This is a genomic window from Candidatus Vallotiella hemipterorum (genome assembly GCF_910593725.1).
Lineage (GTDB): Bacteria > Pseudomonadota > Gammaproteobacteria > Burkholderiales > Burkholderiaceae > Mycetohabitans > Mycetohabitans hemipterorum.
Genome location: NZ_OU343031.1, coordinates 65750 through 88973, shown reverse-complemented (window position 1 = coordinate 88973; position 23224 = coordinate 65750). Strand labels below are relative to the sequence as shown.

The window sequence follows — 23224 nt, the reverse complement described above, 5'->3', positions numbered from 1 at the left end:
GCTAAATAGTATACAAATTAATCTCTGGATCATAAAAAACTGCCGGCTAAGTAAGTAGCCGGCACCCATAGATCACCGATGCATAATTTATCTATATAAACATAGACTATACCGAATTATCTCCACAGAAAATTCTGAAAGAATCGTGACGCGACTCGTACTAATAACAGCTTTCGTCGAGTTATTCTTTAAACCGCCGCTAGAATAGCGTTTATATAAGGGCATTAGTTTACGAAAATAATACAAGGTCATGCAGTTCGAGCAATATCCTTTCCCGGTCAGCCTCTTGAATTTCTAACTAAGTCTCTCCATCTACAGCGCCAACCGTTGCAGAGCAACAGCATTGAGGAGTGTCGCCATGCAAATGATCTACAACAGCCCTAACTACTGCGTAGTTGAATTCGCTGCACAAGCCGAGCACTGCACTATGCTATCTGGCGGATTTGAGATCGTTGATAAAAATACTCAACGCGAGATATTCATCGATGGCTCGATGGCGGCTCGCTTCCGTGAGCACGTGCAGCGGTTAATCCAAAAGCAACCTTCGCTGGAAGAGGTCGATGCATTCCTTGGGCAATTCAACAGCCTAATGAACCAGCCTGTTGTGCTTCACTAATTTTTGATTGCTGGCGGATTCTGCGTAGGCACCGGATCTAATCCTTATAATATAAGTGTCATGACTAGCACACAATCAGTGTATTTATTCTATACAAAATGAGATCTGCCCGCTCTACTACGTTACCTAGTATTTTCTACTACTAGATATAGTAGTACGCTTTCTGATTCGGTAGTACCAGATACCTAAAGCTTTATATTCTGGCATATAATTTTTACACTAAGCCTTAGTATCACGCTTAATGTTAATACGTGCCGCATGCACCCAGTATTCAATATTATATAGCCTACGTTTCTAGCCCAATTTATTGTGTTAACGCAAAAATCTAGGTACTAAAACAGCCCTCTATATACAAGAGTGTAGAGTTATCTCAACATGTATCTGCGCTTTTAGTAAAAACGATTTTAATGCACTAAATGCGAAAACTATATTTTTGCGCTTGATATTGTCTTTAGAGCATTCTGCGCGGGATTTCTAGCAAGCACTGTATTACGTTATAGTTCCTTACTTCCTGATCTAAATACATTGCTATTGATCTCGGTTGTTTACTTCCAGACTATTGTCGATAATCGCGTAGAGCTTAGATATCTACGACTTTCAAGCAATCATATCAGCCTGCTGTTGGCAGAACTCGAACACGTGCGTTTTTTTAAAATTTTAAGTTAGAACCCTATAGGACATTGCCAATACTAGAGGTTATTAGAAATGGCGGCGCAATTTCCATGAAATTTCTAACAGATATAAAAATACAGACTTACTGCCGTTGAGCTAATTCAATTATGTACACCTATAGGATCAGCAATCATCGTATATATACGAGTTTATGGTGACTACGGTATTAATAGCTAATATGCGGTAGAAGTAGTTGAGATTAGCGTCATAGAGACTTCAATATGACGATATCAAGTGGGGCAAGAACTAACTGTTTAAAACTTGCGCCACATAATGTGCTAGCAGTTAGCACTCGTCTTGATATCTAAAAGCGTTCGGAGTATCTAAGTTAATACAACCTGTTTATGATAAGTAATACATTAGATACTACATTACTCATCTTACATGATGTGTGACTACTCACCATAACTGTCATATTTATTATGAATAGTTTTTAACCGATACACCTTTAATTGCGACAGAGTGAAACATAATGAACATTATTGAGATGGTAACTCCTTATTTGTTTTATCGATAGTAAAGAAGAAATATGGCATTGTACCCTCACCGCATCGGCTGAATACCCTATCGGAATTCAGAAGTTTAACGCCTGTTATAATATGTCAACTTTGTTTTACAGCATGTTTCGTAAATAGAGCCAGCTAATTAGTTACTCGCTTTCGCCTATTTCAACTACTGCCGCTATTCCATGCTACCCGCACAGAAATATCTTATCGAATTAATCTTGGCAGATGCTGTTGCTGAAGTCGCCAAGGCATTTCCAATAGCCGGCAATACGGCCTTTATTCCGCCGCTCATCTCGCTGAAACGGCCTAAGATCAGCGCACATGGCGATATCGCGTCAAACTTAGCGATGCAGTTGGCGAAATCCCTGGGTACGAATCCGCTTGTACTAGCGCAACAACTAGCCAAAGCTACTCTCACACATTCACTCGCTCCAGGATTTATTTCTAGTGCGGAAGTGGCTGGCGCAGGTTTTTTAAACCTGCGCCTAACTGACGCTGCAAAACAAAAGACCGTGCATGCGGTGCTGGAAAAACGCGAGCGCTTTGGATTTGCCCCGCCCCGCTGCCGCGGCCATGGTCAACGGGTACTAATCGAGTTCGTGTCAGCTAATCCGACTGGGCCGCTGCACGTAGGCCATGGCCGCCAAGCGGCATTAGGCGATGCGATAGGCCGCCTAATGCAGACACAGGGCTGGATCGTGCACCGAGAGTTCTACTATAACGATGCAGGTGCTCAGATCAACGCGCTTGCTGTCTCAGTGCAAGCACGAGCTCGCGGGTACAAACCGGGCGATACGCAATGGCCAGAAGCGGCCTACAATGGCGACTACATTGCCGATATTGCACGAGATTATATCGCCCGCAAAACGGTGTTGGCCAGCGATGGCTCGCCTGTAAGTGGGGCCGGCGATGTTGGAAATCTTGGTGAAATCCAGCGCTTTGCTGTGACTTACTTGCGGCACGAGCAAGACATCGATTTAAAAGCATTTGGTATCGAGTTTGACCAGTACTATCTAGAGTCGTCACTGTACGACGAAGGCCGAGTCAAGCGCGCAATTCAGGCACTAGTCACTGCCGGAAAAACTTATGAAGATGATGGCGCGCTATGGCTGCGTACTATGGACTATGGTGACGATAAAAACCGAGTGATGCGTAAGAAAGATGGTACCTATACGTACTTCGTACCAGACATCGTCTATCATGTCACAAAGTGGGAGCGCGGATTCACAAAAGCCATCAACGTACAGGGTTCAGATCATCATGGAACAATCTCGCGCGTTCGAGCCGGTCTGCAAGCGCTAGATATCGGCATTCCAAGCGGCTATCCAGAATATATACTGCACAAAATGGTCACTGTGATGCGAAACGGCCACGAGATTAGACTCTCTAAGCGAGCAGGTGGTTACGTTACTATACGGGATCTCATTGCATGGTCTAGCGGTAGTAATCCAAACCAGTTTTCTTCCGCGCTAAGTGCAAATCAGCTAGATGGCAACTTACTGCGCAGAGGTCGAGACGCGGTGCGCTTTTTTCTTATTTCGCGTAAGGCCGATACTGAATTCACATTCGATATTAACCTCGCAATGCAACAGAACGAGGAGAATCCAGTGTACTATATACAATATGCCCATGCGCGGATCTGCTCGATCTTAACAGAATTGCGTTCACGCTATACAGGCGATCCCGAAGATTGGTCGCAGGTTTCTTTAACACCGCTAAGTACTCAGCGATCTAAAGCGCTTCTTCAGAAACTCTCGGAATATCCTCAGATGCTGGAATATGCAACAAATGAACTAGCCCCTCATATGGTTGCATTCTATCTGCGTGATTTAGCAGGCGAATTTCATGCGTTTTACAACGCTCGGACTGAGCGGGTACTTGTAGACGATGCATGCGAGCGTATGGCTAGGGCTGCACTATTGTCTGCGACGCGCCAAGTGTTGGCTAACGGGCTAGCGACAATCGGAGTGTCAGCACCGACAAAGATGTAGGGAGTAGCATAAATACAGCTCGAGAATGACAGCATCAAGCTCCTCTAGTCAACCATCTCTGCTGCGACAGCAGCAGACAGGCACGGTTTGATGCACACACGGTTAATTAATACGATGGAAAAATCACGACGATCTTCCTCGCAGAATCCGAAGAGGCGTAGCGGTATCCTTCCTGGAATCGCATTAGGATTGATCGTCGGCCTATCGATAGCGATCATAGTAGCAATATACCTTAGAGAAGCTCCAACACCTTTCCTCTCTAAAGTTAACTTACCCGAATCAACTTGCAGTACATCAAATAATAATGTTCCGTTTGATCCGAATCGAGCATTATCTGGCAAATCAGCAACTCCCTCGGTTATCCAGCTTCCATTAGGTACAGCGCTAGGTGAGATGGTGCCACAATCTCATCTAATGAGTGCTCTTCTAGAAGAACCCCAGATTATCGAGATTCCATCCACGACTAGCGATACAGCAGCACAACTAAAGCCCGAGAAACCTTTAAAACCAGAAGACACTCTAGTTTCGTCTGGATGCATCGGCAAAACACCTAACTTTGTTACATTGGCCAGGTCCTCTGCTGCCTCACAAAATCTAGGCAACGTAAGTAACGTCAACACCGTCTATTTCTTACAGGTTGGTGCGTACCATACAGAACAGGATGCGGAACGGCGACGTGCAGAGCTAGCGCTGCAAGGATTCGAGCCTAAGGTCACTCAGCGAAGCGCCGGGGAGGTCGTATATTACCGTGTGCGAATTGGCCCATTCTTAGGCTTCGAGGATATAGAAAATGCTCAGCATCAGATGTCCAATGCTGGTGTTAGTACTACTGTAATCCGCGTTATGAAACAATAAATATATATCCAGATGCTACATCAGCGCGCCATATTCTCTCAAATCGATCCTATTTATACTGGTTAAATATTGCACGCCCGTTTTTTACGGCTTTTGCTACCGTGCGCTATATCAAAATTTTTGGTATCACCCTGCTTATGGTCCCTATCGCTATCTGCATAGCCCTCTATTTATCCAAGCTTCACCTTTCACGACAGTTGTTAGGAAGGACTATACGGTGCTTTTATAAGCTTAACCGGTGCAGGTTCCGGCTAGTAAAGTAGAGGTAATAGAATTTATATGGTATAGCTGCCTGCATTTCGGTAAGTTCGAGTCGAATCTTAAGCAGTGGAAAGGCAAGCAAGGTAAAACCATCGTGTTCCGACGCGTGCCAGTTGCGTTTAGCGATCAGTTTATTCCACAGTCAAAAATGTTGCTCGCGCTTGATATGCTTGGCTTGAGTTCTAAACTCACACCAGCGATTTTTGAGGAGATCCACCTTAGACGCAACCGATTGCTAAATATAGGTGAACAAGCAGATTTCCTGGCAAAGAAAGGCGTAGATAAGAAAAAGTATCTTGACGCGCCTACCATGCATTTCTTATCACCATCAAACTGCAAGGCGTATAACAGCTTAGCAAGCATTGTTAAAGTACTCGAATATTTAGTTAGACAAGCAGTTGCAAAAAAGGATGCAGCCTGTTAAAGATTAGGTATTTAGAAAATGTACAATCACTATTACCCTGGGGGGGATAATTAAGGAATTATATGGGTACTCACTATTATGTATTTTAATAAAATACTGCTGTAACTAAACTATATAGTGTAGTGTAGTATTATTTGTTTACTAATTTTTCGCTAATCTGTCAACAATCCTAATAAACTTGTATCTCAAATAACACACACCATCTAATAAAGTAGAGTATTAAATACTGTACTCAAAGTATTAATTTGGAAAAAATTAACCGATAACTTTAGTGCGACGCATCCAAGCTGTTTTTTATCTGATAAGTGCATTAATTTTGAGTAGAAATCGTATTGCAATATATATTGCGTGTTGTAGGCTGAGATCAGGATTAATATTTAGCAAACTCTATACTAGCTACTATGTGAATTTATTGATTTCCCTTTGCAACTTCATGATAAGGCAATAAAGAACGCAACCAACATGCGAGAGTGGAAAGTACGGTCTAAGCATCGCCTCTACTTCTCCTACACAGGCTTGATCGCAGGGCTAGAAAATCTCTGGTTAGTACCGTGCTAGTGATCAGTGCAATCCAAATACCTGGACTTTGAACATCTATAGATCGATTGATTGAAGTCTAGGGTACTTAAAACTCATTAGAAAATTACCTAAAGCCAAGAAAGTACACCGTACTTTATAATATTTTGAATTGCACCGTGTAGAATATTAGATAAAAACGAGCTACGTTTTTAACGTACGCATCTGCTGTATATAATAGTACTGCGTGTATTTGTCTATTGCCACTATGGTTTTATAATAAGAATAACCTATTCTCATTACCACAATTTTGTAGTTGACCAACTATAAACATAGCAATACGATTGGTATCTATCCCTTTAAAGAGCAGAAACTATAAGGATATTCAATATTCCAGAAATAGTATCTAAGCCTTGCTTTATCAGGCGAGTCATGCATAGGCATAAATTGTAAGAGCCGATAACCCCAATATCGGTCTCTTAGCTATTCTTAGAAAGATAGCTACAATCTATACTAAATATCTAGAGTAGATATTGCTTGATCACCCTTTTGACTAATAATTAGCGCCTATAAAAGTATGTATGTCTTCTTCTGAGAATAGTTCATCTAAGCTGATTGCCCGCAGTTTGAACGCAGTGTGGCATCCTTGTACGCAAATAAAAGATCATGAGCAGCTGCCATTAATTGCTATTGCACGGGGCGCTGGAGCATGGCTCTACGATCTCGATGAAAAACGTTACCTCGACGCAATTAGTTCGTGGTGGGTCAACCTATTTGGTCATGCTAACACTCATATCAACGCTCAACTAAAGGCTCAACTAGATACACTGGAACATGCGATGCTTGTCGGCTGCACGCATGAGCCAGCAGTTGAGTTGGCCGAACGTTTATCAGACTTGACTGGTCAAGTGCTCGGCCATGCATTCTTCGCGTCCGATGGGGCATCAGCTGTAGAGATTGCACTAAAAATGAGCTTTCACTTCTGGCGCAACAGCGGCTTCAGCCGGAAATGCGAGTTCGTTTGTGTCGCTAACGGTTACCACGGAGAGACAATTGGTGCACTAGGTGTTACGAACGTTGCGCTATTCAAAGACGCATATGATCCAATAATCCGGACCGCGCACGTAGTTGCCTCACCAGACATGCGCCAAGTGCGCATCGGCGAACAAGCAGCAGACGTAGTCGTTAGGGCACTAGATGACGTCAAACGGCTGTTTACTAAGCGTTCTGAACAAATCGCCGCTTTAATTGTTGAGCCACTAGTGCAGTGCGCCACTGGCTTCGCGATGCATGATCCCTCCTACCTCACTGGATTGCGAGCACTATGCGACGAATATCACGTACATTGGATTGCTGACGAGATTGCAGTTGGTTGTGGTCGAACTGGAACATTTTTTGCCTGTGAGCAAGCGTATGTATGGCCAGACTTTTTATGTCTTTCTAAAGGTATTAGCGGCGGATACTTGCCATTGTCTATTGTACTTACACGCGACGCGATATATGCAGCATTCTACGACGATGAAATTACACGTAGTTTCCTGCACTCGCATTCGTATACAGGAAATCCACTAGCCTGCCGTGCAGGTCTGGCTACACTTGAATTATTCGATACACACGATGTGCTAGCGCACAACCGTGTCATGTCAAACGCACTCAGCGCGTTGCTTGAGCCGCTTCGTGACCATCCATCCGTACAACACTTAAGACGATGTGGAACGTTATTCGCGTTCGACGTATCGATACCAGCTGAACTGGCACATCGTTTCTCGTGTCGTTTCTTCGAGTGCGCACTCGAGAACGAGCTACTGCTACGCCCGATCGGTACTACCGTCTACCTAGTTCCGCCCTATATCCTCAAGGAGGACGAACAGGTTCTGCTCACTACACGATTACGCGAAACACTCCTGACAGTTCTTGCCGAGTTAGAGAGCACGCGCAGGAATATCCATAATTAAAGGGTAATATGTAAACTAGGATACTGCGTAAGGTGTAGTTAGTTTTAGGTTAGTATGTTGCGGAACGAGATTTAGGGGCTACTGAAATGAAAGTGCTTTCGCTATTTGTTACCGGAACTGATACGGGAATCGGCAAGACGTTCGTATCATGTGCATTATTATACGGATTTTGTGCACGGTACCATCGCGTTGCAGCTTTTAAGCCGATTGCCGCTGGTGCGGTACTGCGCAATGGGGTTTGGCATAACGAAGATACGGATCTTTTACTAGAAGCGTCTAATGTTGCACTGCAGCCGCACTTAGCTACACCTTATTTGCTGCGCGAGTCAGTCGCCCCAAATATTGGGGCCGCACATCAAGGTGTCCCTCTGGACATTTCTTATATTCAAGCATGCTATTATGAGGTCGTACAACTCGCTGATGTGGTTATCGTCGAAGGCGTAGGGGGTGTTTGCGTACCACTGGATGAGATCCTGGATACATCGGACCTAGCAACTGTGCTCAAGTTACCAATTTTATTGGTTGTTGGGTTGAAACTAGGTTGCATTAACCATGCACTTCTCAGTGCTGAGGCAATTGCAGCACGCGGCCTTGTGCTATCTGGATGGATCGCTAACACAGTCGACCCAGATATGGCATTCCCTACTGAGAACATTGAGGCTATTAAATGCCGCCTAGATCGACAGTACGGCGCACCACTACTTGGTATAATTCCACATCTCGACGGACAGTACTCCGATAAATCGGCGGTATCGTATATTAATATTGATGCATTACTTAAGCGCCTTTAATATTGTCATGTATATATATCAATTCGCGCCTTTTCGACAAACCACATCCCGTTAGTGAACTTGTTTGTTCTCTATAAAACTACCTAGAATATACTCTATAAGTAAAGTAGCTTATATGTATTAATTACATATGAATCTTTATATCTAGGCGGTAGGGTTCGTGTTGTACTGCATTGAGTATAAGCGCCTCTCGTACAGTTTAAGAAAAGCATAAAGTTTAAAAAATTATTAGCATTAAAGCACTTGATCTTTATTCTTACGCTCCATAATAGGTCTGTTTAATAAGTAGTGGGCTTAGGTTACTAACTAACCAGATTACTATAGATACTATTAATAGTATATACCTATAATTAATCAAAACTATACACTACTCGCCCAATATTAGGCCGGACATCGCGTAACTATTATACTAACGACATATAAATAGTAACGTATATATAGAATATATATTCTATATATACATCATATGACTATTTTTTGTACTTTTATATTTATTGAGTGCGTATTTTTAATATTGGTAGTAAATAAATTAAATTAATATTATTTTTACTATATAGTAGTAGTACTATATATAAACATAGTTGTAATCTTTGAGATACCTTTAAAGCGATTAATAGCAAATTAGATACTTCATGGCTTACTATAATGCTAGTTAACAATCCTACTAGCTAGCTAAATTATTACAAATATATCTATAATATATTTTCCATATGTAATAAATATATGTGTATTCTATTCTAGAATATTTAAGATATGTTTTTAGTACTTTTAGATAGTTTGAGGGTAGCTGCTGTTTGCTGCGAACGCTAAGCTCAAATTCCGAGGAGATTCTAGTCTCAAGTAAATAAGGTCGAGTAAGACGATCAGTATATCAGCAAGTAAGCTCTTCTTATATAGATTCAATAATCCTCCTCTATACTTTATAAAAAAATGAAAGTCGGTTACTGTAAAGTATAGTATAAAAATAATTATAGATAAATCGTCAGTAAAAACGTACCGACAATATAGTGGATAAAATACAATAACTATTGTAGTTAAATACGGCATGTATATGCGATACCTACCGCATTACTCTAAAATTTTTGCCTAACGCATATCCGATAGCAAGTTACTTGTCTTAGTAGTCAAAATTATAATAATACTATTTTTAGTGGTGCATCTTTTTACTGAGATTAGTTACGCCTATTATAGAAGAATGTAAGCTGCTTCCAGAAACAAGTATTTATAAAATATAAAGTTTTATTTGATATTATAAAATATATACGCTGTACCTAAGACTTGCTATCTTGTCTAATCTAGAACTTAAAGTAAAAATTATTTTTATAATTTAAATGTAAATATTCTTGTTTATATAGAGCAGAGAGAACTCTATAGTCAGTACAACCTAATAAGTGCATAAGATAAACAAGCGCGACATGGTACCCCCACCGGTGTTAAGTACAATACAACGTTAGCTTGATGCTTCAGTTTTTATCCGTAATGACGCGCGGGCTTGGGGTATTTTTCGATTAAGCGGCTTACTTTATACCCTGATTAATTAGTAGCCAGTCTTTACTGTGATCTAAATTAACTTTTTTCAATCAGTGTGATTGGTACTCGATTCCTAAATTAACAATTTACAGGCACAATAAATAAAATATAATAAATACCATTAACTGTTATATACTTCTTTGGTGGAGCGGAAGAGGATTGAACTCTCGACCTTCGCATTGCGAACGCGACGCTCTCCCAACTGAGCTACCGCCCCAAAGCAGTCTGTTAATTATAGCAGTAATATAGCCTGCGGAGGCAACCCATTACCTTTCATTCAGTCTTAATTACTAAGTTTTAAATATGCGCCTAGATTTTGACAAGTGATAGCGCAGTCATCTGTATTAATAGAACTTCGCCTACTGTTAATCTTGTCAATTTCTTTATTATTTATCTGGAAGGTATGATGATGTTGGATGCTGGTGCTGCTACTAGAGACTATACATTCTTGAACCTCAGATATTGAATAAGTTTAATAACCGCTTTGATACTAATCATCCGACTAACAACATCCGAGTCCAGATTGCCTGCACAAACCATCACTCAACCTATCATAAATAAAATAAACAATGCTATACACTATAGTGGAAGAATAAAATATTCTTGCTACTGAATAGAGAAATCTGTACGTTGCTACCAACATATATATCTCTGGCACGTGCAGAAAAAAGCTTACCGGCTTGACTCAATTTTATTACAGATCCCGTGTACGTTGCTAGTACTACGCGTTCGGTCGACTTAGCTCCCTAGCTTCGTGGCTTCATCTAGCACCCTCCAGTTAAGAGCGAGCGACGATTATAGACCGTTAAATTGACTCAGTCAGTCTCTACTTATATATAAGTGCCTTACTATCTCCGATTTAATAACTTGATATGAATCTCGCGGTCTTCTGTCTGGGCTTCAAATGTGCTCTGATTAACGGCTATTGGCGTGCCGCTAGCAAGTGGCCCCTTAGAAAAGTAGAGCCCGCAGCAGCTATAAAGCGATAGGCCACAGTTACGACTACCCCCCCCGTCAGCATAAGCGTTTTATAGAGAAGATTAGAGCTTATTGACAGGCCCATCTAATTTAATTAGTTTTCTTCCGAAAATAACATTATATTAATCTCAGTCTAATAGTAGTAGGTTGCTAGTACCTGAAATACATAAACTCGAACCTACCGCTATTAGGACATATAATTAGATATTAATATTAGTTAATGAGGGGCAGTGGCCTAATATCGGCTCAAGTGAGTCATAAAAACACTAAACTAGTATAAAGGAGAACGGAAGCATCAGGTACTTACGCTTATTAAGCGATCGGCTAAGCTTAGGATGTATAGATATCTCGACACTAATATACACTTGACTGCAATAGTGGAGCTGAGCAAACATATTTTTATATTGAGATTGGGCCTTTTATAACAAGCCTAATATCCACGAGCTGACAAAATGCATGTAATGCGTCAATAATATTTAACCGGTAGTAACTCAAATAGTACAATTAGCATATTCGACTCAAAGACATAATTACACTCTTCTGAATACTAAACAGCCAATAGTTGCTCACTATGCCAGCAGTGCTACCTGACAGTGAGTGCCAGCCCCCCCCTGATACTATGTCGTGTCAATAATAAATATTACGCTACTTATCGCTTTTTCTGAGACATGTATTGATTAAAACCCTTGCGCTTACTGAGAATCAGAACTATCCGGCATCAGCACTTTATGTGACGGCGACGCCGATCGGCAACTTCTCTGATATTACGCTTCGCGCCTTGCACGTGCTAAAGCTAATGGATCGCATTGCGGCTGAGGATACGCGCCACACTGCACAACTGCTCGCGCGCTATAAGATTACACGCCCATTACTGGCGCTTCATAAACACAACGAATGTGAAGCTGCGCAGCGTATCGTTAACTTCTTACGCACAGGCGAGCGTATTGCCTATGTATCCGACGCAGGGACGCCTGGTATCTCAGATCCGGGGGGGAGACTAGTTAATGCGGTACGCAATGCAGGGCTAGACTTGATGCCAATACCGGGCGTTAGTGCCATCACCGCTGCGCTGAGTGTAACCGGCGATTGGGCTGGTACGTTTACCTTCGCCGGTTTTTTGCCGACTAAGCCGAAGCAGAGAACCGCTCGGCTTCAAGCATTAGCCTTACGAGAGGAGGCGCTTATTTTTTATGAGGCACCGCACCGTATGCTTGAAACTGTGTGCGCGTTAGCTGAAACGCTTGGCCCATCGCGTCGAATATTAATCGCTCGAGAAATGACTAAGCGACACGAGAGCATACATCAGTGCATGCTCTCGGAAGGGAAATCATGGCTTACTATGGATCCGAATCGGCTACGTGGAGAGTTTATACTTGTAGTTGAAGGTGCCGCCGAATACATACAACATATTACACATCAGCATGATTTAATACTCATGACATGCCTAGATGAAGTGTCACTGAGCACTGCGGTGAGACTATCAGTTGCACTAACAGGCATATCACGCCGTGTGATCTATGCGCGAGCATTAGAATTGAAAAAAGATGGATCAAGAAAACAGAAGACCTAGCTGAACTATAGCATTCCTCAAGAGGCATTGGCAGTCTAGCTAATCGAGCTAATATTTATTAATTGGGTATCGCTATAATTATTTTTCTGCTTGATAAGCTCTTTTAGCTAGGCTTGTCTAATTCTAAAATTCTACTACCTCAGAACATCTACTGAAATAAGCTGTCCTCTGTGATATAGATAATGATTATTAATTGGTACTAGAACTGATTTCTTTTAAGAATATAAAAATGTATGAGAATTTCAAATAATTAAGTATTTTTATCGAAGCCCTTGCTATGTATATAGAAAGCTATCTTTAGAAAAATCAGTATACTAAAATACACGATCCTCCTAGTTAAAGTCTACTATATCAAACGTATCTATGAACCAATAGCTGAGACTTAATAAGTAAGAAATTTTATGTTTCACTGTGTCAATCGATTTATTCAAAGATCTCTTACGGCCTCTCTAAAGACTTGTATTATTTAGTGACTCTTTAAGATCAACGTCTGTTACTCAATAATGCTCTTCAGCAGGGAGGTGTAGCCCCCTCTAGTGCCCAGGCGATTATATTTTATGGGTGGGTTATTACTATTATGCTCCGCCATAAATAGACATCACTCGAAATAAAAGTATGTGAGAACCACTACTAGATAAGTGATCTGCGAATTATAGTAAGCAACGTTTAAGAAACAGAAGACAATTTAATTTTTTAAATTATAGCTTAACACTAGCAGCAAAAAATTCCTGCTAGTGTTAAGCTACGCTAGATATAAGACGTTCTACGCTTTATCAGATAGATATATCAGATTCACTTTATTTCTGGGTACGACTTTATTTTAAATGTAGCATTTTTGCTAAACAGCATCTTTCTATTATTTTGTATAGAAAGAAAATACCTCCGTTATAGTCCTATACTAGTAGAGGCACTCTGTTATTATATTTAACTTATATAATTATTTTTGTTAAAGTACTCTATCGTAAGTTATGTGGATACACAGATCGGCATACACCAACCAAAAGATTACTTGCGCTCATTTAGTCACCTAGTTAGTTCCCTTTATATAATGCAAATAAAGTTAATTCCAGTTACCACTTTTATGCAAAACTGTTCGCTACTTGTGTGTGAGCACACTATGCGCGCTGCTATTGTCGATCCAGGAGAAGATCTAGAGTTAATCCAGAAGCAGGTAAAAAAGCATGACGCGAGAGTAGAAAAAGTATTATTAACGCACGGACATGTTGATTATTGTGCAGGTGCAAGCGCATTGGCATTGCATTATGGTGTACCGATTGAGGGGCCGCATCCGGATGAGAAATTCTGGCTATCCTTGCTTCCGCAACAAAGCAGGCTTTTAGGATTACCAGAGGCTCAAATATGCGTACCAGATCGCTGGTTATATGATGGAGATATTATACGGTTTGGCAATGAGACACTTGAGGTTATACACTGCCCCGGACATACGCCTGGACATGTAGTCTTTCTTAATCGAGATAGTCAACTTGCGCTAGTCGGCGACGTGTTGTTGGCTGGATCGATTGGGAGAACAGATTTCCCATGTAGTAATCATATAGTTCTTATCTCTTCGATTCAAAAGAAGCTGTGGCCTCTCGGAGACGATGTGCGCTTCGTCCCCGGACATGGTCCAATGTCGACTTTTGGAGAAGAGCGACGTACTAATCCATATGTGACTGACCGCGTTATTGCTAGTTAACTGGATATTTAATGGATGAAATCTATGTCAGCACCGATGTTGAAGCTGATGGCCCAATTCCGGGCCCACATTCAATGCTAAGCTTCGCGTCTGCGGCTTATACGGCGGGAAAACAACTGACTGCTACATTCGCTGCGAACTTAGAAACACTACCTGGCGCATCCCCGCATCCATTTCAAGACGCGTGGTGGAAAACACAACCCGACGCCTGGGTGGCGTGCCGTAAAGATACACGTTCGCCTAAAGAAGCACTGCCTACCTATGTTGACTGGGTTGAGGCTTTACCCGGCAAGCCTGTTTTCGTAGCCTATCCAGCCGGATTCGATTTTACATTCATGTTTTGGTATATGATTCGTTTTGCTGGTCGCTGCCCATTTTCCTGGTCTGCACTAGATATTAAGACGTTAGCATTTGCAATGACTGGGCTGCCTTATCGCAAATCGATCAAGCCGAGGTTGCCTAAATACTGGTTCGATTCAGATCTGCACACGCATATTGCGCTTGACGATGCCATAGAACAAGGGGCGTTGTTTTGTAATATGCTTGCCGAGTTACGTATTCACCAAAAAACACTTTTCTCCTCAGCGGAAAGCCTCTCAAAATCCGAAACAAAACTGGAATAATAAGGGGTGGTTATTGACTCATGAAATTGATTAGCTATCGTGTTGATAGTATGGAAAAGATCTCAATCTAGTCTAATATATTACTATCTAGATAGAGCTCTATAGTGTATCTATGCGTCATAGAACCATTAAACATAGCCATGCGCGCCTCAGGCTTTATTAAATAATATGTTGAAGTTTGTGCGCTAGGTCAACAACATCCCTAGGATGCATACAATAATCTATTATAATCTGGTTTTATCATTGACTACACTACCCACCGATACCAGATTACTTTAATTATAGCAAGCGGTTAGCCATCGCTCTCTCTTGAGCAGGGGCTCGTCGAGGCGTGCGGGAGGATCATAAACGTGGGGAGACCGGTTAGCACTGACATAACCTATGTTTAATGACGTACTAAGGTATTGAATAAAGTCCTCATTTACCTATTGAATTTTTAGTCTGGTAGATATTTATTCCCCAACCGCATTCCAGCTATTTCTAACCAGGCTAACTAGTTAAGCTGCCAGCGATACTAACTATAACTACAAGAGTAGATATTATATTAACTAATGCATAACTATACATTAGCTATTGGTCAAATAGAATGCATCTGCCACTCCTGCGTAACATAAACGAAAGAGCGCCGCTATTGTGATAACAAGCTTAGATAACATGTACAGGCTAGTTTTTATCGAGCACTGTACCGTACACTACGCCATATTTTAGTTATTCCTAAAAATGATTAGTAAATCATCAAAATAGCAAACCAACTCTTTTTGATAGCGGCTGTATAGAGTTGTACTTGGCATCTGGATAAGCCATGCTATGTCTATTAGCAATTAGCATAACCAAGTCTCAGATGCCAGGCTGTTAAACAAATATACCTCTAATTAAGGCTTAATAAGATACAAGCATGCCGATATTAATCGGCAATAACATTGGCACTGTATCGAGATTCTTCTTAGAAATACATATCTCTAAGCAACAATTTAGCATTTTAGAAATGGAGGGGCTATACAATAGATTAGAGTAGAGATTAGAAGGAAAATAATATTATCTAACTTTGCTCGAACTGCTCTTACAAGCTTTCCCAAAAAAGGATTCTGATTTCATGCCGGCGCAATACATTTTACGTCTTCAACGTATCTCAGAGCGCGCATGTACAATTCCGCGGTATTTGTCAGGGTATAGCACCGGTATAAATCTAAAATATTTAAAGCACAGCTTATTTTTGAAGGCGCTAGTTTGAGAGAATAGCAGTAAAAATAGTAGACTTTATTGAGTGCATAACCTTTTCTTAGCGATTGCCTCGTAGGGGTTTACTATACTTTTTCCACTATAGCCAGTATACTCTCATTGCTGAATCAAATACTTATCTCGATCCCTTCCCGCAATCCACTTAGGCGGTTTTCCACGACCAGACCATGTGCTGCCGCTGACGGGATCTCGATACTTCGGCGCTACACCTGAACGAGGTCGGCCTGGTTTTACTATTTTACTTCTGCCACAGCCGAGATCAGCGATGGTAAGCCCATAATCAGACATTTTTTGTTTAATATCGTTTATAATTCTAACCAGCTCTTTAGCTTTCGCCTCTTCTATTTGCTTTTCGAGCTCTTCACGCTGAGCAAGAAGATCTTGGTACGATGACATAGCGGTCCTTAGGTAGTAAACTGACCCAGTTTTATATGCATTCAATTAATACAATAAGAATCATATAAAAATGAAATTTTGTTAAATTTAACACAGAATTTGACTGATTTAAATAAAAAAATATTTATATTTCATATTTGACATTGCATTAAAATGCAATGCTAGATCTACTATCTATTACAGTTGACATCACTAGTAGACGATTATTACTAGTTTATAGTCATAAGTGTCTACGTTCTATTTAGATAACACTTATAAAGTGTGTAATATTTATATTAATTATTCTTATTTTTTAGAAGCCTTATAGGCGATAGTATTTATAGCTAATAACGCAAGGCAAGAGTGATTAGTTTGCCGGGAGTTTAACTTTTAATTAGAAGAGTATGCGCCTATTTAGGCTATAAAATAATTTAGTCTCTCGAAAGAGTTAATGCTAAGAAAGCGAGCTAAATAAACGAAATTCATTTGATAGAAAGCGCCTATCTTAATATTCTAAATTGTTTGAAGAATTAGTTAGCCGAATATACTCGTAACTAATGGCTTTATGAGCCCTTATTTATATAAAAGGAGCTAAGCAAGCGAAAAGCGCATATTGCTGCATTATTCAAGATATAATTATATTACGATTACTTCTCGACAGAGCCAGTAAGAAGTTTTATTATTATATTTCTAGCTAATCCAATTTATATAATATTTATTAATGTAGAAGATATGTCTAAGATTTATAGGCATATAAAACACGAAGCCCATAAGCGCTAGTATTATTAATCCTTAGGGTGATAATGAAAATATGCATATATTAGCATAGCTATTTATTAGCAGTTAAATTCTAACTATCTAATACTTCTAATTAATAGAGTATTTGATAGCCCGGCTAATGAGTTACAGATAAGAAAACCTAGGAAAATATATATACGTGTGGCTAGACAATGAGGTAGAAGAGTGCTTTCTAGCATATAGAAGCAAGACTATCAAATATAAAAATCCCTTAGATAGGCCTTACTCTTACTAACTAATTTTTTTATATAGAATTATATTCTCACACAGCTTTATTTGAAGCTATAAGTCAGTTTATATTGTATAGTAAATAAACTATGCTATGTAATAGCAGGTTTTTTATAGATAAATTCAAATTCATCTATAATTTTTTTTCTAAACCTACCAGGTTAGCTTATCAAATAGATAGTAATTTCTAAATACCTAATCTCTCAATTTTTTGGCTTGAATTTATAGTTTTTAATGAAGTACACCGCATATTACCATGAATTCTATTTAAGCACTACGAAATCAATTGTTTCTAGAGAAATTTACACTATAGTTTATTCTTCTCTCTAGGAGATCTATAATAGTATTATACCTAAATACATGCGCGTAAATACACCTATATAACCTCGTTTGCAATTAACTGCTTATCAGCTGTTTTCAGCAGTTCGTGTTTTACCGTAGAAAGCTGTTCTAGTACTAGAAAAAAAGGGGGGGCTTATACTTGTGGGGGGGCATTAATTGCAACTAGGAATCTATTTTTGATAACTAGCTTTTAAACACCGATTGCACTTTCTTGCATCAAGAAGGCAATACAAGTAGTAGTCAACATTCAAAAATAACATTTTATATAAACTATCTCTATCGAGAATGCCTCGGTAGAGATAGTTTATATAGACATAATATTTTCTTTATTTCTTTGTGATTACATTATTCAGAGCTATGAATATTTTATACTAAATTCTGAGTAAGAATTGATATGGAATATTTTTGCCTACCTAATAATATATAAGTAACATGCATTCTGCTAATAAATATTTCAATTTATAAGAAATACGTGAGTTATTAATTTTAATAGCTTATATATTTATAGCTAATACAAAATAAGATGTAAATAGATTTTTTTAAACAAAATAAAAAATACTCTCTATAAGAAAAACATGCCTTCTTTTAATAAAAGGTTAGGCATCCGTTCAAATCTAGTAGTCGATCACATATTACTTATCGTCACCGACGAAGCATACTGGCGAAGTATTCATAGAAATTAGAATAGTGCTACATAGAATTACATCTTTCTATAATGTTTATTAAAAATTCTTGAATTAATTAAATTGTATTTAAGATGATATGGTATTAGCCTACTTATAATAGCACATTCTGTTCATATAATTACTTTTTACAGGAAGCAAAGGGTTCGGGAGAATGTTAATTTAGGACATCTTGCCGGATAACTAATTATATATACTTATAGTGGTTAGATAATATAAGGCAGAAAGCTACATACTTATAGTATGACTATATAGGTGCATCCCTTATAGGTCGCTTTTTACCTATTATACTTAAATAAGATATAGTACATTTAAAGAATTTGGCAAAATATATATGATGCTACTACTATAGTAGTAGCAGATAAAAAGTATTTTTTAGGTATTATAATACCTAAGCACGATTATCACATTAATGTAACTATAATGCTTGAGCTGAGATAATCGTGACTACGACTAGTCAACTTATTAGTAAATTTTTTTACAACGTTATTACTAAAGTCCCTGCTGATTTTTATATATAAGATTATAGGTACTCGGCAGTATAGTTAAGTGGATACGCTCGCCAGATAATCTGTGCTAAACGTTAGTGGTACTAATACCTTTTTATTAAATTCGTAGCGCAATATAGTAAGCCTGTTTACTGCTTTAAGTGAGGAGCAGGGGGCATTCGTTGCTTACATACGCCTTCGCGTATCGCATACTCGATAGCTTGCACACGTACTGCATGCACAGCTCTCTTAATACAAGAGGGCCTGTCAGGCGTACGACTAGAAATGGCAGTGGCATTAATACCTCGAGCAGCTATCAGCGCGCCGAGTAATCGTTTAGCCTGAGGATAAGGATGACACTCGAAGTTTAGACGTCCATGAAAATTTGCCTCACAGGCTTGCAGAGCCTGCATAAACCGAGCAGGTCTACGTAACGCATCGCTGCGCTCTAGTATGTGTAGCAACGCAGTAGCGCTCATCTCCATCACACGATGGACGTTACTATCTTCATGCGCTACTAACACTGCTAAGTCGCGGCAATCGCTAGGAACCTTCAGGCGCTTGCAAAGCTGGAGGATATGCTCGACGCCACATGCCTTATATCCAGCATAGCGTGAAAGTACATGGGGCAGAATATCGGTCTCGACTAGGTTATACGCAAATACGGCAAAGCGCACCGGTAGTTCATAATGCCGCGCCGCCGCATAGTCGATGACTGTCATCGCATGTGTGCCGGTACTGGTTTTCGGCTGATAATCGATACCCTTAGACACACTAAATAGTCTTGCTACTTCAGGTAGTATGCGCTCTAGAGCACCGCATTGGCGCAGCACATTAAACATCCGAGAGGGCTTTTGTTCCATTAAGCCGCGTGCGAACTCCTGCCATATACGTTCAGGCACTAGAGAATCTACTTCTTTTGCTATAACCATTTGCCGCATCAATGACAGTGTCTGCGGCGCGATGATAAAATTAGTAAATCGCGAAGCAAAGCGAGCCACGCGCAGAATACGCACCGGGTCCTCGGTAAATGCATCACTAACATGGCGAAAAACACGAGACCGAAGATCTGTCTGGCCACTAAACGGATCGATTATAGGACCATGTATCACCCCATCGCATGATACTGCTTGTGCCATCGCATTAATAGTTAGATCGCGCCTAGCTAAATCCTCCTCAAGCGTCACATCCGGCGCATAGAAAAACTGGAAACCGTGATAACCAGCTTCTATCTTGTGCTCTGTTCGTGCTAAGGCATATTCCTCTTGAGTACGAGGGTGTAGGAATACCGGAAAATTCTTGCCAACAGGGCGAAAGCCTTGCGCTATCATCTGTTCGGGTGTTGCCCCGACTACTACGTAATCACGATCTTGGGCTGGCTTGCCTAGCAATTCATCTCGAATGGCACCACCTACTGCATATACCTTCATTACTACCCATATCCTTTTGCTATTATTATACAGATTCTGAGCATGCTTATAAACGATTTTAGTACGTCAATTGTGACGCAATGTTCTATAAGCCGTACACCTCTAAAATATAACGCGGTAAACCGAGACAGGTGACGCATGCGCTCGAACATACTTGTTATATTAGATAGTGTGTCACATAGTAGGTCGTGCTTAGAGTAGCAAATAGAACCCTATCTCCAACGATAGAATGGTTTCTATAAAAGATAGCGCCCCCTCAATCGGTGAAATATTTTTCTACTAACTACAGCTAGTGCTACAGATAGCTAGTATTAGTATAGTCTAGGTATAGAAACTATATGGTAAATAAAAAGGGCAATTCATACTGAGTAAAAGGTTTGTATCGATGCTATTTGTCTACGCACGCTACACCATACAAATTCTAGTTTTTTACTATTATTTATACGGTAGCTAGTAATAGCTATACTAGCTTTAAAGAGCATATTAATATATGTATACATTATTTAATGTCTACTCTATAGTATTTTAGATGGCTCCCTACATTGTCTAATAAACAAAGATAAGTGCTTTGTATAAGGTTGAGAATACCCTATTCATTACATAAACGTTAGCATCTGTGAAATACTGTGCACAGTAGACTATATCATCTTGTGGAAAGGTGTGGTTTATTACAGCCATAGCATACCCCTAATGATTAGCTCGAGTTAGAACGCAGGCATAAAGGGGGACCCGCAGGACCCTGCAGCAGTAAGATTAGTACCATTTGCCTGGTATTATAAGCACAGTCGTGACGACTAATACATTACACTTTCTACCACTCGGACAATAGTAGGAAAAATAGCTTGACAGTTATAAGGCGTATTAGCGCATAGCCTTTTCCCGCGCTACCTACCAATACTAGGTTATACAATTCTAAATTAGGTGGATCTAATATTAAAATACTAGTACCTAATACCGAGAGAACTCGGCTCTATGGCTGATGATCGTAGCATGAGACATGCTCCGATAAGACGGATATCTAGTTAATTTCAGCGTTGCTATAGTATTAACGGCTGTTATGATAGAGCATAAGACATGTCCAACTCTTTTTAGAGCCGTGCTACCTTAAATTCTACATATAGTATTAACACTGCTTGTACTCGCCGAGTGTAAACTCTCACACATTAGATTACATAGTTTTGTTAGTTACAGTGAGTGTCAAATAGTAATTTAAGCACATCTGCTCCGTAATTCACTAACCATGTCAGCGCAACATAAATTGAGTACTAATATTTTATGTGCACCGATACACAGTTTATTATACATAGTAATATATTAAATATGACGCACCAAAAATTGTTAGCGACAGCGTAAAATGCTGGCGAACATAAAAATTCCCGGTATCAGCTCGCTTTTAACTATGCCATGTACTTCATGAATAGGGAATCGGAAGCTTCCTTATGTTTAAATAGAGATCCGGTTAATGCTTAAAAGCATAATACATGGGTCTAAACTGCCTAGTCAAGAGAACACAACGCCCTCTTCAGAGAAGAAAGAGTTGCGCACTAGGTTACTGGTCAAACGCATGCACTTCTCACGTACTCCACAGCGTACATGGGCTGATATTGAACTTGCAGCGCGATTGGCTAATATACTGTGGTGGTACTCGCCGTGCTGCGTTGGTCTATTCTGGCCGGTTTTCGCGGAGTTCGACGTACGCGCAGTGGTTTCTCGCTGGCTGAGAGGCAATGCCACACGCCGTGCGGCATTGCCGGTGATTGTTGCGCAGCATGCGCCGATGGTCTACCATGCATGGACACCTAGTTCACCAATGAAAGAAGGACGCCATCAGATTCCAGTTCCAGCACATGAAGACAGTATCGTTCCAGACCTTCTAATGGTGCCATGTATCGGCTACGACGTATCACGATACCGACTTGGCTACGGAGGTGGCTATTTTGACCGGACGCTAGCCGCTTGGCCGAATTACGCGGGCTCGCCAGTCACAGTTGGAATCGCATATGAATGTTTAAGGATAAGCTCGCTTCCACACCAAGCGCACGACTTGCCCCTGGACATTATTGCTACAGATTCAATCTGTTATTAACCCCTGTATGATAAACTTTCAGAGCGGTAGACTAGTGCTTGTGAGCGTGTCACACGGCTAAATGCAGCGAGCGGAAACTACGCTCGTTACCTCTTTAATATTTGACCCTGACTTAGCCAGGATTGTTAAAACAGCTTCTAGTCCGATTTCTTATTCATCTATAGCCGACATCTCTAGATATATAGCATTATTCTCAAGCTCATCTCGCTAGCACAAGCAATGCGCAGTGCTAGCATCAGTTCGACGATGGAAATAGATAGCATATATAGATAGTACTCTATCTATCTTAATAATAAGCGAAACAATAGCTTTGCTAAGATTAATTTATCCAGATTCTGGTAAGCTATATTGCTGGCTCAATAGAGCACTATTAAATCAATAAATCTTTGTACTTCTCTAAAAAAATAAAAGCTTTAGTGCGGTCCCTGCCTTCAACCTGCTCTAGAGCAAGCCATGCACTATATGAAGCTATATTAGCTTAGAGTATTTAATGCCAGGTTAGTGGCATATAGCAATACTTTAAAAATTAAAAATTTTAGGTTTTTATAAAAAAGCAGATTAGATCGAATAT

12 protein-coding genes and 1 tRNA gene are annotated in these 23224 nt (G+C 40.2%); 10 read left to right on the top strand and 3 right to left on the bottom strand.

All coding sequences use genetic code 11. The features are described 5' to 3' along the window. Window positions 1–358: 358 nt before the first annotated feature. The 6 genes from KW136_RS00270 to bioD all read left to right on the top strand — a co-directional run bounded on the left by KW136_RS00270 (window position 359) and on the right by bioD (window position 8587). Window positions 359–616 (top strand): BTH_I0359 family protein, encoded by a 258-nt coding sequence (locus KW136_RS00270; RefSeq protein WP_216796353.1) that lies wholly within the window; start codon window positions 359–361, stop codon window positions 614–616. A 1360-nt stretch (window positions 617–1976) separates the two neighbouring features. Then, entirely contained in the window at window positions 1977–3785 is a 1809-nt protein-coding gene (argS, locus tag KW136_RS00265) for an arginine--tRNA ligase (RefSeq protein WP_216796352.1), read from the top strand. Between the two features lie 114 nt (window positions 3786–3899). Next, complete coding sequence (locus tag KW136_RS00260) at window positions 3900–4640, top strand: SPOR domain-containing protein (RefSeq protein ID WP_216796351.1); 741 nt, start codon at window positions 3900–3902, stop codon at window positions 4638–4640. A gap of 238 nt (window positions 4641–4878) precedes the next feature. Further along, window positions 4879–5325, top strand: coding sequence for a thioredoxin domain-containing protein (locus tag KW136_RS00255; RefSeq protein WP_246583186.1), 447 nt, complete (start codon window positions 4879–4881; stop codon window positions 5323–5325). 1097 nt (window positions 5326–6422) lie between these two features. Beyond that, window positions 6423–7796: an adenosylmethionine--8-amino-7-oxononanoate transaminase gene (bioA, locus tag KW136_RS00250; protein WP_216796349.1), complete on the top strand. Its 1374-nt coding sequence runs from the start codon at window positions 6423–6425 to the stop codon at window positions 7794–7796. Between the two features lie 86 nt (window positions 7797–7882). Further along, a complete protein-coding gene (gene bioD / locus KW136_RS00245; protein WP_216796347.1) occupies window positions 7883–8587 on the top strand; it encodes a dethiobiotin synthase in 705 nt (234 codons plus the stop codon). Between the two features lie 1671 nt (window positions 8588–10258). Here bioD and KW136_RS00240 read toward each other — a convergent pair. Beyond that, window positions 10259–10334, bottom strand: a tRNA-Ala gene (locus KW136_RS00240). Window positions 10335–11768: 1434 nt separating this feature from the next. Here KW136_RS00240 and rsmI point away from each other — a divergent pair. The 3 genes from rsmI to KW136_RS00225 all read left to right on the top strand — a co-directional run bounded on the left by rsmI (window position 11769) and on the right by KW136_RS00225 (window position 14984). Continuing rightward, the gene (gene rsmI, locus KW136_RS00235) at window positions 11769–12665 is read left to right on the top strand and encodes a 16S rRNA (cytidine(1402)-2'-O)-methyltransferase (RefSeq protein WP_216796345.1); all 897 of its coding nucleotides are present in this window, start codon (window positions 11769–11771) and stop codon (window positions 12663–12665) included. 1048 nt (window positions 12666–13713) lie between these two features. Then, window positions 13714–14361 (top strand): MBL fold metallo-hydrolase, encoded by a 648-nt coding sequence (locus KW136_RS00230; RefSeq protein ID WP_216796343.1) that lies wholly within the window; start codon window positions 13714–13716, stop codon window positions 14359–14361. Between the two features lie 11 nt (window positions 14362–14372). Beyond that, complete coding sequence (locus tag KW136_RS00225; protein ID WP_216796340.1) at window positions 14373–14984, top strand: 3'-5' exonuclease family protein; 612 nt, start codon at window positions 14373–14375, stop codon at window positions 14982–14984. Window positions 14985–16319: 1335 nt separating this feature from the next. Here KW136_RS00225 and KW136_RS00220 read toward each other — a convergent pair. Both KW136_RS00220 and KW136_RS00215 read right to left on the bottom strand, forming a co-directional pair. After that, the gene (locus tag KW136_RS00220) at window positions 16320–16619 is read right to left on the bottom strand and encodes an H-NS histone family protein (RefSeq protein WP_216796338.1); all 300 of its coding nucleotides are present in this window, start codon (window positions 16617–16619) and stop codon (window positions 16320–16322) included. Between the two features lie 2667 nt (window positions 16620–19286). Next, a complete protein-coding gene (locus KW136_RS00215; protein ID WP_216796337.1) occupies window positions 19287–20567 on the bottom strand; it encodes a multifunctional CCA addition/repair protein in 1281 nt (426 codons plus the stop codon). A gap of 1462 nt (window positions 20568–22029) precedes the next feature. Between KW136_RS00215 and KW136_RS00210 the strand changes: the two genes are divergently transcribed. Beyond that, window positions 22030–22653, top strand: a complete 624-nt coding sequence (locus tag KW136_RS00210; RefSeq protein WP_216796335.1) for a 5-formyltetrahydrofolate cyclo-ligase — start codon at window positions 22030–22032, stop codon at window positions 22651–22653. Window positions 22654–23224 lie beyond the last annotated feature (571 nt).

Excerpts from the sequence above, each read along its gene's own strand:
- KW136_RS00220 (WP_216796338.1), bottom strand. The coding sequence starts at position 16,619 with ATGTCATCGTACCAAGATCTTCTTGCTCAGCGTGAAGAGCTCGAAAAG.
- KW136_RS00270 (WP_216796353.1), top strand. The coding sequence starts at position 359 with ATGCAAATGATCTACAACAGCCCTAACTACTGCGTAGTTGAATTCGCT.
- bioD (WP_216796347.1), top strand. The coding sequence starts at position 7,883 with ATGAAAGTGCTTTCGCTATTTGTTACCGGAACTGATACGGGAATCGGC.
- KW136_RS00260 (WP_216796351.1), top strand. The coding sequence starts at position 3,900 with ATGGAAAAATCACGACGATCTTCCTCGCAGAATCCGAAGAGGCGTAGC.
- KW136_RS00225 (WP_216796340.1), top strand. The coding sequence starts at position 14,373 with ATGGATGAAATCTATGTCAGCACCGATGTTGAAGCTGATGGCCCAATT.
- KW136_RS00230 (WP_216796343.1), top strand. The coding sequence starts at position 13,714 with ATGCAAATAAAGTTAATTCCAGTTACCACTTTTATGCAAAACTGTTCG.
- bioA (WP_216796349.1), top strand. The coding sequence starts at position 6,423 with ATGTCTTCTTCTGAGAATAGTTCATCTAAGCTGATTGCCCGCAGTTTG.
- KW136_RS00210 (WP_216796335.1), top strand. The coding sequence starts at position 22,030 with ATGCTTAAAAGCATAATACATGGGTCTAAACTGCCTAGTCAAGAGAAC.
- KW136_RS00215 (WP_216796337.1), bottom strand. The coding sequence starts at position 20,567 with ATGAAGGTATATGCAGTAGGTGGTGCCATTCGAGATGAATTGCTAGGC.
- argS (WP_216796352.1), top strand. The coding sequence starts at position 1,977 with ATGCTACCCGCACAGAAATATCTTATCGAATTAATCTTGGCAGATGCT.